Source organism: Streptomyces sp. NPDC111516 (genome assembly GCF_055635345.1).
On record NZ_JBVKBV010000002.1, the window covers coordinates 67,510 to 80,863 of the forward strand.

General features: G+C 69.6%; 13 protein-coding genes and 1 pseudogene. 8 read left to right on the forward strand and 6 right to left on the reverse strand.

The features are described from left to right. Positions 1-61: 61 nt before the first annotated feature. Together ACZ7L9_RS05900 and ACZ7L9_RS05905 are read left to right on the forward strand one after the other, a co-directional pair. A complete protein-coding gene (locus ACZ7L9_RS05900) occupies positions 62-820 on the forward strand; it encodes an IclR family transcriptional regulator (protein WP_471412918.1) in 759 nt (252 codons plus the stop codon). Positions 821-826: 6 nt separating this feature from the next. Beyond that, complete coding sequence (locus ACZ7L9_RS05905; RefSeq protein WP_471412919.1) at positions 827-1,237, forward strand: RidA family protein; 411 nt, start codon at positions 827-829, stop codon at positions 1,235-1,237. A 119-nt stretch (positions 1,238-1,356) separates the two neighbouring features. On the opposite strand, the gene ACZ7L9_RS05910 is transcribed toward ACZ7L9_RS05905, so the two are convergent. From ACZ7L9_RS05910 to ACZ7L9_RS05935, 6 genes and pseudogenes are all read right to left on the reverse strand, one after another. After that, positions 1,357-2,637, reverse strand: coding sequence for a glycosyltransferase family 39 protein (locus ACZ7L9_RS05910; RefSeq protein WP_471412920.1), 1,281 nt, complete (start codon positions 2,635-2,637; stop codon positions 1,357-1,359). Beyond that, a complete protein-coding gene (locus ACZ7L9_RS05915; RefSeq protein WP_471413473.1) occupies positions 2,634-3,824 on the reverse strand; it encodes a bifunctional glycosyltransferase family 2/GtrA family protein in 1,191 nt (396 codons plus the stop codon). Before ACZ7L9_RS05915 ends, ACZ7L9_RS05910 begins: the two co-directional genes overlap by 4 nt. A gap of 157 nt (positions 3,825-3,981) precedes the next feature. Continuing rightward, entirely contained in the window at positions 3,982-4,452 is a 471-nt protein-coding gene (locus tag ACZ7L9_RS05920; RefSeq protein ID WP_471412922.1) for a hypothetical protein, read from the reverse strand. Positions 4,453-4,463: 11 nt separating this feature from the next. Continuing rightward, complete coding sequence (locus tag ACZ7L9_RS05925) at positions 4,464-4,970, reverse strand: SigE family RNA polymerase sigma factor (RefSeq protein ID WP_471412924.1); 507 nt, start codon at positions 4,968-4,970, stop codon at positions 4,464-4,466. Positions 4,971-5,169: 199 nt separating this feature from the next. Beyond that, positions 5,170-7,242 (reverse strand): serine/threonine-protein kinase, encoded by a 2,073-nt coding sequence (locus ACZ7L9_RS05930; protein WP_471412926.1) that lies wholly within the window; start codon positions 7,240-7,242, stop codon positions 5,170-5,172. A 174-nt stretch (positions 7,243-7,416) separates the two neighbouring features. After that, positions 7,417-7,641, reverse strand: a pseudogene (locus tag ACZ7L9_RS05935) (chitinase); the annotation flags it as partial. 458 nt (positions 7,642-8,099) lie between these two features. Between ACZ7L9_RS05935 and ACZ7L9_RS05940 the strand changes: the two are divergent. The 6 genes from ACZ7L9_RS05940 to ACZ7L9_RS05965 all read left to right on the forward strand — a co-directional run bounded on the left by ACZ7L9_RS05940 (position 8,100) and on the right by ACZ7L9_RS05965 (position 13,351). After that, positions 8,100-8,966 carry a hypothetical protein gene (locus ACZ7L9_RS05940; protein ID WP_471412927.1) on the forward strand — a complete coding sequence of 289 codons (867 nt, stop codon included), beginning with the start codon at positions 8,100-8,102 and terminating at the stop codon, positions 8,964-8,966. A 75-nt stretch (positions 8,967-9,041) separates the two neighbouring features. Next, entirely contained in the window at positions 9,042-9,749 is a 708-nt protein-coding gene (gene cpaB / locus ACZ7L9_RS05945) for a Flp pilus assembly protein CpaB (RefSeq protein ID WP_471412929.1), read from the forward strand. A gap of 7 nt (positions 9,750-9,756) precedes the next feature. Further along, positions 9,757-11,061 carry an AAA family ATPase gene (locus tag ACZ7L9_RS05950; RefSeq protein WP_471412931.1) on the forward strand — a complete coding sequence of 435 codons (1,305 nt, stop codon included), beginning with the start codon at positions 9,757-9,759 and terminating at the stop codon, positions 11,059-11,061. 90 nt (positions 11,062-11,151) lie between these two features. Beyond that, positions 11,152-11,544 carry a TadE family protein gene (locus tag ACZ7L9_RS05955; RefSeq protein ID WP_471412932.1) on the forward strand — a complete coding sequence of 131 codons (393 nt, stop codon included), beginning with the start codon at positions 11,152-11,154 and terminating at the stop codon, positions 11,542-11,544. Then, positions 11,541-11,945, forward strand: coding sequence for a TadE/TadG family type IV pilus assembly protein (locus ACZ7L9_RS05960; protein ID WP_471412934.1), 405 nt, complete (start codon positions 11,541-11,543; stop codon positions 11,943-11,945). The genes ACZ7L9_RS05955 and ACZ7L9_RS05960 overlap by 4 nt, the downstream gene beginning before the upstream one ends. A 68-nt stretch (positions 11,946-12,013) precedes the next feature. Beyond that, the gene (locus tag ACZ7L9_RS05965) at positions 12,014-13,351 is read left to right on the forward strand and encodes a CpaF family protein (protein ID WP_471412936.1); all 1,338 of its coding nucleotides are present in this window, start codon (positions 12,014-12,016) and stop codon (positions 13,349-13,351) included. Positions 13,352-13,354 lie beyond the last annotated feature (3 nt).

The following is a 13,354-nucleotide window of genomic DNA, read 5'->3' on the forward strand; positions in this document are numbered from 1 at the left end:
AGCGAACGGACAAGAGGGGGGTCCCGGGCGAAGACCGGGCCGAGGGCAGCGAGGCACGCGGATGAGTCAGACCGTCGACCGGGCGCTGAGCATCCTGCCGCTGCTCGCCCAGGGGCCCGCCGACCTCGGGCAGGTCGCCGAGCGGCTCGGCGTCCACAAGTCCACCGCGCTGCGTCTGCTCCGTACGCTCCACGAACACGGGCTCGTCTACCGTCAGCAGGACCAGCGCTACCGCCTCGGCGCCCGCCTCTTCGCGCTCGCGCAGGAGGCCGTCGAGAACCTCGACGTACGCGAGATCGCCCACCCCCACCTCGTCGAACTCAACGAGAGCTGCGGGCACACCGTGCATCTCGCGGTGTACGAGGAACAAGAAGTCCTCTACATCGACAAGGTCGAGAGCCGCTACCCGGTCCGGATGTACTCGCGGATCGGGAAGCCCGTCGCGATCACCGTCGCCGCCGTCGCGAAACTGCTCCTCGCCGACCTCACCGAGTCCGAGCGGCGTGCCATCGCAGAGAAGCTCGACTACCCCATGTACACGCCCCGTTCGATCCCGAACGCCGGTGCGTTCCTCAAGGAACTCGCCGTCGTCCGCGAACAGGGCTGGGCCACCGACCTCGGCGGCCACGAGGAGTCCATCAACTGCATCGGCGCCCCCATCCGGGGCGCGGACGGGCGGGTCGTCGCCGCGATGTCGGTCTCCGCACCCAACGTCGTCGTCACGGCCGAGGAACTCCTCACCCTGCTCCCCCTGCTGCGCCGGACCGCCGACACCATCAGCCGGGAGTACTCCGGCACCAACCCACCCGAGAAAGCCTGAACAGCCATGACCGAGAAGATCGCCCTCACCCCGAGCACCCACACCACCCCGCCCGCGAAGTTCTCGCACGGGGTGAAGAAGGGGAACATCCTCCAGGTCGCCGGCCAGGTCGGCTTCCTCCCCGCCGTAGCGGGCCGGCCCCCGACCCCCGCCGGTCCGACCCTGCGCGAGCAGATCCTCCAGACCTTCGCCAACGTCAAGGCGATCCTGGAGGAGGGCGGCGCCAGCTGGGACGACGTGATGATGATGCGCGTCTACCTCACGGACGTGGACCACTTCGCCGAGATGAACGAGATCTACAACAGCTACTTCGGCGAGCAGAACCTGAAGGCGGCCCCCGCCGCCCGTACGACGGTCTACGTCGGGCTCCCCGAGGGCCTGCTCATCGAGATCGACGCGTTCGCGGTCCTCGGCTGATCCGGCTGACCCACTTGCCGCACCCGCTTCACCGCACCACCGCGCACGGCACGGCGCCCGGCACCACGGGAGCGCCGTGCCGTTCGTGGTCATCGGGCATCCATTCCTGGGTCCGTCGGTTACGGAACGCCGAGTTCGAAAAGGCCGTAGCCCGCGTACGAGCCGGAAGCCAGGGCCGCGATGCCGAGGAGCATGAGCTGGTGGGTCGGGCTGAGACGGCGCAGGGCGAGGGCGAGCGGGAGGAAGAGCGGGAAGAGGGGGAGCAGATAGCGGGAGACGTTGCCGAATATCTGCTGGCTGCCCAGGACGAGGACGAGGGTGAGGACGGTGTAGACCATCAGGACGGCCGGGGGACGCAGCCGGATCAGCAGCGAGAGCAGTGCGAGCGCGAGCAGGACGACACCGACGCCGATCAGGTCCGCGAAGGGCCAGGCGGAGAGATAGTCGAAGTGGCCCACCGGGACGGATGTGAGGACGTCAAGGGTGTGCCGGCCGTAGTCCCACTCGTGGGCCCAGGCATCGGACTGAAGCCTGAAGTAGCCGCCGTAGTCGCCCATTTGGTGGCCCACCCAGCCGAGGTAGGCGAGGAGACCGAGCGGGGCGACGGCCATCGCGGCCACCGGACGCAGGATGCCGTCCCGGCGACGGCAGAGCGCGAGCAGGGCCGCGACGGCGACGGCGGCTATCAGCGCCACGGCGGTGGGCCGGTTGAGCCCTGCCGCGCAGGTGAGGAGACCGGCGGTGAGCCAGCGGCGGCTCAGGACGGCATGGCAGGCCCAGACGGCCAGGGCCACGTAGAGGGAGTCGGAGTAGACCGCCCACTCCACGCCGGAACCGGGCCAGACGGCCCAGAGTCCGGCCGCGGCCAGCCCGGCCCGTCTGCCGCCGAGGCGTTCGACGATGGCGTAGATGCCCAGGGCGGCGGCCAGGGAGGCGACGACGGAGACCAGCAGGGCGGCGCCGTACAGGCCGAGGCCGGTGAGCTCGGAGACCAGCCGCATCAGCGCCGGGTAGAGCGGGAAGAACGCCGCCGAGTTCCCTTCGAGGGTGATCGGGCCGGTGGCGCCGGGGATCGGGACCAGCTGAGGGTCGTACCCGTACGCGGCGATCTGCTGGTACCACCAGCCGTCCCAGCTGGCCAGGACGTCCCACGGGTGGGCGCCGCCGCCGAAGCGCGGGTTCTTCGTGCGGTAGTCCCCGGCGGAGTGCAGCAGCCACATGAAGGCGGCGAAACCGATGAACTTGAGCGTGCCGTAGACGGCCAGTACGGGGCCGTAGTGCTCGGCTGCGCGGCGCAGTCGGCGCCGGCGGTCGGGGCCCGTGGTGGCGGGCTGCTGCGACAGCCTCGCATTCCAGCTCAGGGTGCCGGTCGCGGTCGTACGGGCAGTGGTCCTGATCATGCGCGGAACACCCACGCTCGGAAGAACAGGAACCGCAGCAGCGTCGCGGCCAGGTTGGCGGCGAGGAGTACGGCGAGTTCGATGGCCTGCCCGGCCGAGGGCACCGCGTGGTGCAGGGCGGCGAGCGATCCGCCGGTGAGCGCCAGGCCGATCAGGAGGACGACCAGGCCCCTGCTCTGGTGGCGCAGCACACCGCCGCGGCCACGGAGGCCGAAGGTGAGCCGCCTGTTCACGGCCGTGTTGGCGACGGCGCAGACCAGCAGCGCGAGTGCGTTGGCGGCCTGGGATCCGGCCACCGGGCGCAGCGCCGCGTAGAGGAGCAGGTACGCGAGGGTGCTGACGGCTCCTACGGCGGTGAAGCACACGAGTTGGGTGGCGAGCCTGCCCGGTGCGTCGGCGCCACCGTCGCGGAGCGACCCGCCCGGCGGCAGCGTGCCCCGCGCCAGTGCCCCGCCGATCCTGGCGATGCCGCGCAGGTCGGCCAGTGCCGTGGCGAGGATGTCGACCCGGGTGTCGGGATCGTCCACCCAGTCGACCGGCACCTCATGGATGCGCAGCCCGGCACGCTCGGCGATCACCAGCAGTTCGGTGTCGAAGAACCACTCCGAGTCCTGTATGAGGGGCAGCAGTCGCTCGGCCACGTCACGCCGCACCGCCTTGAATCCGCACTGCGCGTCGGAGAAGCCCACGGCGAGGACGGAGCGCAGGAGGGCGTTGTAGCAACGAGAGGTGATCTCTCGCTTGGGGCCGCGCACCACCCGGGAACCGGGGGCCAGGCGGGTGCCGATGGCGATGTCGGAGTGGCCGGAGAGCAGCGGGGCCACGAGCGGCAGCAACGCCGTCAGTTCCGTGGACAGGTCCACGTCCATGTACGCGAGTACGGGGGCCGACGAGAGCGACCAGGCGGTACGCAGTGCCCGGCCGCGCCCCTTCTCGGCCAGCCGAAGCCACTGTGCTTCGGGCAGTTCGTCCGCCAGCCGAGCGGCGATCCGCGGGGTGCTGTCCGTGCTGGCGTTGTCGGCGATGGTGATACGGAACGGATAGGGGAAGGTCTCGCACAGGTGCGCGTGGAGCCGCCGCACGCTCGGCTCCAGATCTCTCTCCTCATTGAACACGGGGACGACCACGTCCAGGACGGGCTCCGGGTGATGCGTCGCCACCGGTGCGCGGTGCGGCAGTCGGCTCAGGTCCTTCAGGGCAAGTGACCCTTGATTTCTCACGTTTTGTCCTCTCCTGTGACCTGGTGCGGGGCAGGCCGAAGTCACTCGGGGCGACGGTGTGTTACGGCGTTACGGCGTTACGGGGTGATGAGCGAGGACGAGGCGGTCGACGGCAGGACAGGGCCTAGTTCCACGCGGTCGCCGTACCCGGAGGCGGGGCCGAGGTCGAGGGCGGCGACGCGCCCTCCGTGCTCCCCGGCGGCGTCTCGGTGGCCGTGGCCGTACTCCCGGTCGTGGGCGGCGGCATGAATGTGGCGGTCCCGTCCGGGGACGCGGGTGCGGTGGAGGCGCCCGAGGAGGAGGGCGCACTCGGGGACACGTCGGGTGTCGCGAGCGAGGCGGAGGGCGACGGGCTCGTCGCGGGCTGTGGGCCGGGGTGACTGGGCTCGACCCGGGTCGCACGGCCGGGCAGCAGGGTCAGCCCGACACTGAGGCCGACGACGGCCAGGGCGGAGCCGACTGCCCTCTGCGCGGCCCGTCTCCGACGGCGGACACGCACTCCTGCCCGGAGACGTTCCCGGTGCTTCGGCTCGAACGGTGTGGGCGCCTCGGTGTCGCGCATCATCTGCGCCAACTGCCGCTCGAAGTGATCCATGGGGTTCTCCTTCACCGCACCGGCTCGTTCACATTGCCCAGGAGCTTCCTCAGCTGCGCCACTCCGCGTGCGGCATGGGACCGAGCCGTGCCCACCGGGCACCCGAGCGCCTCCGCCACCTGCCCCTCGGGCAGGTCCTGGTAGTAGCGCAGCACCACCGCCGCCCTCTGCTTCGGCGACAACTGGGCCAGCGCGGCTTCCAGCCGAGAACGCTCCGCCACGTCCGCGGACACATCGCCGGCCACCGCCGCCTCGGGCAGCTGTTCGACGGGGCGTTCACCCCACCAACGCCGCTGTCCCGAGCGTGCCGCCGCACGCGTCATCACCTTGCGCACGTACGGCTCCGGTGCGTCGTCCGCGACCTTGGGCCAGACGAACCAGAGCTTGACCAAGGACTCCTGCAACAAGTCCTCGGCCCGATGCCGATCGCCTCCGACGAGCAGACGGGCCAGGTGGACCAGCGCCGACCAGCGGGCAGCCACGAACTCGTCGAACGCACGGGCTCGACTCTGCTCCATTCACACTGTCCCTGTTCTCGCCGGTCGCCTACACCCTTTAGAAGGCACTGGCACGCGGCCCACGATGCACCTGCGGCCCGTGATCTGGATCACATGACATGTCGACGACAAGCGCGAGACGCTTCCGGGTGCCGGGTGCCGGGTGCCGGGTGCCGGGTGCCGGGTGCCGGGTGCCGGGTGCCGGGTGCCGGGTGCCGGGTCAGGACTGGCGGGTGCAGACGATGTTCTTGGCGCCGTCCACCTTCCAGTACCAGTACCGCTCCCCGGCACCCGTCGGACAGACCTGGCCGCGGTACGACTTGGGCGCCCGGAAGTAGCCGGTGATCTGCACGATCGAGTAGCCCGCGAGCGGCACACGGTCGGAGTTGCAGTTCCAGACCACCATCAGATCGGCCTGGACGTTCCCCTTCAGGTCGGCGGGAAAGCACTGGCCCTTACGGAACTGACGCGACAGACAGAGGGTCGTGTCGAACCCGTCGTCCGCCGAGTGGTGCCACTCGCCGCGGCCGTTTTCGCTGGCGCAGTCGTAGGGGGAACCGGAGGTGGAGGTGGCGTTGGTGACGTAGACATAGGCGTTGGCGGAATCGCAGCCGACCCGGATGGGTACCGAGGCGCTCCACCTGCCGTGCCCGTCGTCGTAAACGTTGAGGCAGTCGCCGGAACGCACGGCGCGGAACGCCAGGTCCGTGGCGTCGGGGGTGGGCGTGGGGGTGGGTGGCGGGGTCTGCCTCGTAGTCGAACCGTAGGCACTCCCGCCGGACGCGGTGCTGCTGGTGCTGCCGGTGGTGCTGTCCGTGCCCGAGGACTCCCAGGGCCGCCAGATCACGAGTACGAAGAAGAGGACCGGGATGAGCAGCCAGCCGCTGCCGGAGGACTTCTTCGCCACCGGTGTTGTCGGTGTCGTCGGTGTGGCTGTGCGGCGGGGTGCCGACGCGGACGACGACGCGGACGACGACGAGGACGACGACGGCGGTGCTGACGAGGCACGGGCACGCCGCGCGGCCCGTTCCTGTTCGGCCCTTTCGTGCTCCTCGGCGGCGCGTTGCCGTTCCCGCGCGGCGCGCTTCTCCGCCCGTTCCTGTTCGGCCCTTTCGTGCTCCTCGGCGGCGCGTTGCCGTTCCCGCGCGGCGCGCTTCTCCGCCCGTTCCTGTTCGGCCCTCTCGTGCTCCTCGGCGGCGCGCTGCCGTTCCCGCGCGGCGCGTTCGCGCAGCCGCCGCAGGTGCGCCTCGCGCTCCTCGGTGTACATCCGGGTGGTGTTCGGCGGCGGCACCACGCTCGTGCGCTGGTCGACGGTCGGAGCTTCCGGTTCGATCCGGTTCGTGCGCGCGAGGTCCCGGCCCTGGGCCGCGTACTCCCCGATCAGCGCCGTCCAGCGCGGCGGCAGCCAGCGACTGCCGCTGTGCGTCGCCGGCATCCCGGCCTGGTCCGCCCGGAACCGGCCGAGCAGATCCGCGGGCGTGGGGCGTTGGTCCGGGTCGGTGGCCAGGCAGGGGCGGATCGTCGGGACGAGTTCCTTCGGCAGCCCGCCGAGGTCGAGTTCGCCGCGCTGGACCCGGGCGAGCAGGCGCAGGGTGTCGCCGTCCGAGCGGTACGGCGGCCGCCCGGTGGCCAACAGGAACAGGGTCGCGCCCAACGAGTACACGTCCGAGGCGGCCGTGGACGGCTCGCCGCGAGCCTGCTCGGGCGAGGTGAACGCGATGGTGCCCAGGGTGAGACTGGTGCGGGTGAGGTCGCTGGCGTGGGAAATGCCGAAGTCGATCAGCCGGGGGCCGTCGAGCGGCAGCAGAACGTTCTGCGGCTTCACGTCCCGATGCACGATGCCCTCCCGGTGAAGGGTGACCAGTGCCTCCGCGGTGCCGGCCGCCGCCCATCGCACGGCCGATGCGGGCAACACCCCGCAGGTGCGCACCAGTTCGGAGAGCGGGGGAGCGGCGATGTAGTCGATGGCCATCCAGGGCCGCTCGGCGCCCGGGTCGGCGTCCCGTACCCGCGCGGTGTGCGCGCTGTCGACCCGCTGCGCGAGCGTCACCTCCCGGGCGAACCGCCGCCGGTCGACATCGCTGACCTCCCCCTCGGCGAGCAGCGTCTTCACCGCGACGAGCCCCCCGGCGCCCTCGGCTCCCCGGCCGAGCTCCCCGGGACCCTGCCCGCCGTCGCTCCGGGCCAAGTAGATCCGCCCCATGCCGCCGGAGGCCAGCCGCCCGATCAGCCGATAGGGCCCGAGCACCGCCGGATCGCCCGCGCCCAATGCCTGAACCCGCGCCCCGGTCATGTCACTCCCCCTGTCGCACCACCGCGCCCCCACCACGGTGGCACGCGGGCGCCCACGAGGCCATGGGGCGGACCTGTCCCGGACAGCGCGCCCGGGTCCGGGACAGGCCCGGGACGCATGCGGCAGCGCCGCCGGGGGAGCGGCGGCGCTGCTGGTCACTGATGCCGGACGGTGTTACGGCAGGCCGTGGACGTGCGGGGCCACCGCGTTCGACCAGGCGTTGCCCGACTTGGCGTCCCAGTTGGTCGACCAGGTCATCGCGCCGCGGATACCGGGGTAGGTCTTCGAGGGCTTGAAGGTGCCGCAGTTGGTGCCCGACGCCAGGCAGTCCAGGACCGCGTTCACGACCGAGGGCGCCACGTAGCCGCTGCCCGCGCCGCTGGTGGACGCGGGGACTCCGCCGGAAGCCCCCGAACGCCCCCACGCACGTTCCGGAACGCCCTTGAACCCGCAAAGAATTGACGTTTTGTTGATCGCGCGTGCCCCGCGCTGGTGACGAGGCCCAGATGTCCGGACAGTGACGATCCGACCCTCGCCCGGGCGTCGAGTCGTCGGTTCCGCATCGGCCTGACGTGCGGAAACGAATTCCCGGCCGCAGGTGATCAAAAGGCGGATTCGTAACACTCCGCAGTGGTACAAGAGTTAACCGTTTCGGTTTTGGTCCGATTTGGCACGGGGGTGTCGCCGGGACGTCTCCTAAGCGTCGTCGTACTGGCCTCCGAAAAGTGTTCTCTGCCAGGTAGGACGTGGATAAAGTGCTGAGGCAGAATCGCGGAGCAGGAGCGATTGCGGCCCTACGTCATGACCGGCGTCCGGCCGGAGCCGAAACGGGGAACAGCGTGCCGACCGCAATAGCAGTGACCAATGCTGACTTGGTACTACCTCCGACCGACCAGCAGACACCGACAGCCGCCCTGTTGCAGGCTCCCGGCGCCCAGGCCCTGGAGATGGCCATCGGCGACATGCATGTGCTGCTCGAACAGCACGGGTACGTCGTCGCCGTGTACCCGACCGGCATCGCGCCCGCCCACGAGCGCCGCCTCTACTCCGTACGCTCCGTGCTGGAGAGCGACCGCATCGCTCTGCTCAAGGTGGACCTCCCCCCCTTGGGCGTCGCCGTACTCGTCAGGCAGCTGCGCCAGTTGTCCATCTGTGACTTCAGCCCGGGAGTGGTCGCCTCCGCCGCCCGGCTGCTGTCCCACTACATCCACGCGGGCGCCCTGCTGAACTCGGTCACCAAGTTCGACCGGGTCCCGGTCGACCTCAGGACACACGCCACGTCCTGGGTGCCCGGCTCCCAGTTCGCCGTCGTCGCGGGACCGAATCCACAGCTCATCAAGGTCGGCCCGAAGGCGGATCCGCCGACCGGCCCGGAGTTCGCCACCGATCTGATGACCGCCAAGGGGCAGTCCCAATCGGAATGGGTGAAGCGGACTCTCGCGCCCGCCTGGCAGGTCCAGTCCATTCACGAGGCGCCGCTTCCGTCCGATTCCCCGGCCTGGTGGGGAACCGGAAAACTGGTGGAATTCGCCGCCTATCTTCCAGACATCTCCGTCCTGTACCAACTGGTGGCCTCCGTACGTCGCGAGAACTGCCACTGGTGCGGAATGGAACTCATCGGTGACCGCTGCGGGTTCTGCTCCTCCCCGCTACCCGCGGCCGCGAACCGAATGCAACCCGCCGGTGTCCTCAGCCAGGGAGCGCCCGCACCACCGCAGTCCTAGCGCTTCCGCTTTCCTCCGTAGACGCCCTCCTGTCCGCTGCCCCACGCATCCGATTCGAACGAGGTTGTCCGGCCCATGAACTCCCGCCAGCGCCGCGGCGTGATACTCCTGCTTTTGTCGGTTCTGTGCGCCTTCGGCGCCTTCGCCGGCGTGCTCTCGGTGATCAGTGATGTCAACACCAAGGTCGGCCCCGAGGTCTCGGCCTACCAGTTGAAGTCCGACATCGCTCCCTATACCACCTTGTCCTCCGGGCAGTTCGAGAAGATCTCGATGCCGAAGCGCTGGCTCTCCACCAACGCGGTCACCGATCTCTCCGAGGTGAACGGCAAGATCGCCGTCACCCAGCTGCGCAAGGGCTCGCTGCTCCAGTCCGACATGATGCAGAAGCGCCCCGAACTGCAGCCCGGGGAGCAGGAGATCGCCATCATGATCGACGCCGCGACCGGCGTCGCGGGCAAGATCACCCCCGGTGCCACGGTCAACATCTACGCCACCTTCGCGGGTGAGCGCGACGGCGACCCCTCCCAGTCGAAGGTCATCGTCTCCAACGCCAAGGTGCTGGACGTCGGCAAGCTGACCGCCCTGGAGCCGAGCCGCGACGGCAAGTCCAGCATGGGCACCGAGGCCGTCCCGATCACCTTCGCACTCAACACGCTCGACACCCAGCGCATCGCCTACGCCGAGTCCTTCGCGGAGCACGTACGCCTCGCACTGCTCGCTTCCGGCAGTGACAGCACCATCCGTCCGGGCGACCGCACCTACACGATCGACAAGGACAAGTGAGGATCGAATGACCACCAGGATCCTCCCGGCCGTCGGTGACGTCGACGCGGCCAGATCCGTCACCACTCTGCTCAGTCAGCTTCCCGACGCGGAACCAGCAACTCCGGTCGGGGACTCGACCCAGCTCATCGACACCCTCGCCCGGCTCGCGGGCGAATCGCTCGATGATCTGCCCGAGGTCGTGCTGGTCCACGAGCGGATCGGCCCGGTGCCGGCGCTGGAACTGATCCGGGAGGTCTCCCTGCGCTTCCCCGCCATCGGGGTCGTGCTGATCACCGCCGATGTCACCTCCGGCCTGTTCTCGTCCGCCATGGAGTCGGGTGCGCGAGGCGTCGTCACCCTCCCCCTCAGTTACGAGGAACTGGTCAATCGGGTTCAGTCCGCCGCCCAGTGGTCCGTCGGCGTCCGCCGCCACCTGAGCGCCGGGGCCGAGGTCTTCAACGGCCCCGGCGGTACGGTCATCACGGTCAGCGGCGCCAAGGGCGGGGTCGGCGCCACCGTCACCGCCGTCCAACTCGCCCTGGCGGCCCAGACGTCCGGACGCACCGTTGCCCTGGTCGACATGGACCTCCAGGCCGGTGATATCGGTTCGTACCTCGATGTGCAGTTCCGGCGCTCCATCGTCGACCTGTCGACCATCACCGACATCTCGCCGCGCGTCCTGTCCGACGCCGTGTTCAGCCACGGCACCGGCCTCGCGCTGCTCCTGGCACCCGGCGAGGGCGAGAGCGCCGAGGAGGTCAGCGACCGCTCGGCCCGGCAGATCGTCAGCGCCCTGCGTTCGCGCTACGAGGTCGTGGTGATCGACTGCGGCAGCCAGCTGCAGGGCGCCAGCGCGGCGGCCATCGAGATGGCCGACACGGCGCTGCTGGTCACCACGCCCGATGTGATCGCGGTGCGCGGGGCCAAGCGTCTCGTACGGATGTGGGAACGGCTCCAGATCCGCAAGGCGGAGGAGACGGTCACCGTGGTCAACCGGTTCATCCGCAACACCGAGATCCAGCCGCAGCTGATCGAGAAGATCACCGGGACCCGGACGGCCAACACGGCCGTTCCCGCGAACTTCAAGGAACTCCAGAGCGTCGTCGACGCGGGCCGGCTGCACGAACTCGACTCCAAGAGCACCGTCAAACAGGCCCTCTGGGCCCTTGCGGGCGAGCTGGGCATCGTGAAGGTTCCTGAGAAGGCGGAGAAGAGCGGCGCGAAGAGCAGCGCGAAGTTCAAGAACGACCGGGGCTCGATCGGACGCCCGCGCATCGGCAGACGCGACGGCGACGCCCGGAACCGGGCGACGACCAAGGGGGCAAGTTGACCAATGGCAGTTACCGAGACGACAGACGTGGAGATACCGGGAAGGCGTTACGGTGACCCTTCCCCGGGCGGGGGACCTGGGCGGGGCGGGATGCGCGCCCGCCTCTTCGGCCGGGGGCGGGACCGCGGCCAGACCGCCATCGAGTTCCTGGGCGTCACCCCGCTGATCATCCTGTTGGCGATCGCGCTCTGGCAGTGCGCGCTGATCGGCTACACCTTCTCGCTGGCGGGGAACGCGGCGGACCAGGCCGCGCACCAGGGGGCCATCACGGAGGGCCTTCGGCTGAGGGAATGCCGGGAGGCGGCCAAGGAGGATCTGCCGAAGGCCTGGCGCAAGTCGATGAAGCCGACGACATGCCACCACTCGTCAGGTATGTACAAGGCCGAGGTCAAGCTGCAGGTGCCCGTCCTGGTGCCCGGTGTACTCAACTGGCCGTTCCGCGTCGAAGGCAACGGCGCGTTCCCGCTGGAGGCTGACCGATGAGCAAGCACCCGCCCACACCCCACCGGACGGCCGCTGCCACCACCGCCATCCCTCGCCGCGACCGCGGCCAGGTCGCCATCGAGTATCTGGGATTCATCCCCCTGCTGCTCCTGGTCGGCCTCCTCGCGATCCAGGCCGGCCTCGCCGCGTACGCCGCCAACCAGGCGGGCACCGGCGCCCGCGCGGCAGCCCGTATGGCCAGCATGTCGTCGGGCGGCTGCGACGAGCAGACGGGCAAGGACGCGATGAGCGGCTGGACCGCCGACCGGGCCAAGGTCGACGAGCGGCTCTCCTCCTTCGACGAGGTCACCTGCACCGTCCGTGTCGACGTGCCCAACATCCTCCCGGTCGTTCACATCTGGGGTACGGCCGAACGCAGTTCCACGATGCCCCGCACCTGACCCCTGCGGCGCACGCGCCGCTGCCATTCCAGCGGCTCAACAAGCAAGTCGGAACGAGGAGTTACACGATGAGTCTGCGGGCACGCATGACCGCCCCCGAGAAGAATGGCGGGGCGCGGGAGGACAGCCACATGGTGGCCACCTACCGCGCCAAGCTGCTCGAAGAGATCGACCTGGCCGAGATGTCCTCGCTCGCCGCCGCAGACCGGCGCGCCCGGCTGGAGCGCGTGCTCAGCCACATCATCAGCCGCGAAGGTCCGGTCCTCTCAACCGTCGAACGCACTCAGTTGATCCGCCGGGTCGTCGACGAGGCCCTCGGTCTCGGCATCCTGGAACCGCTCCTCGAAGACGCGTCCATCACCGAAATCATGGTGAACGGACCGGACCAGATCTTCGTCGAGCGCAGCGGCAGGGTCGAACAGCTCCCGATGCGCTTCAGCTCGCACGAGCAGCTGATGCAGACCATCGAGCGCATCGTGTCGACCGTCAACCGCCGCGTCGACGAGTCGAACCCCATGGTTGACGCGCGTCTACCCAGTGGCGAGCGTGTCAACGTGATCATCCCGCCGCTCTCGCTGACCGGCGCGACGCTCACCATCCGACGGTTCCCGCGGGCCTTCACGCTCCAGGAGATGATCAACGTGGGCTCGCTCGACGAGCAGATGCTGATCCTGCTCTCCGGGCTCGTCCAGGCCAAGCTCAACGTGATCGTCTCCGGCGCCACCGGTACCGGGAAGACGACTCTCCTCAACGCGCTCTCCGGCCTCATCCCCGACAGCGAGCGCATCGTCACCATCGAGGACTCCGCCGAACTCCAGCTCCAGCAGAGCCATGTCATCCGGCTGGAGTCCCGTCCGGCGAACGTCGAGGGGAAGGGCCAGATCACCATCCGCGACCTGGTCCGCAACTCCCTGCGTATGCGCCCCGACCGCATCGTCGTCGGTGAGGTCCGTGGCGGCGAATCGCTCGACATGCTCCAGGCGATGTCGACCGGTCACGACGGCTCACTGGCCACCGTCCACGCCAACAACGCCGAGGACGCGCTCATGCGTCTGCAGACCCTGGCCTCGATGTCCGAGATCAAGATCCCTTTCGAGGCACTGCACGACCAGATCAACAGCGCCGTCGACGTCATAGTCCAGCTCACCCGGCACGCCGACGGTTCCCGCAAGGTCACCGAGATCGCCGTGCTCGACTCGCACGGCCGCGACCCGTACCGCATCGTGACCGTCGCCCGGTTCGATGCCCAGCCGATGGACGCCGAGGGGCGGATCAACGGCGAGTTCAGGTACCTCCCGATCCCGCGCAAGATCGCCGATCGCCTGTACATGGCCAGCCAGCCCATCCCGCAGGCCTTCGGGGTCGCCGATTCCGCCGAACAGCTCGCCACCCGAGAGGCCAACTAGGTA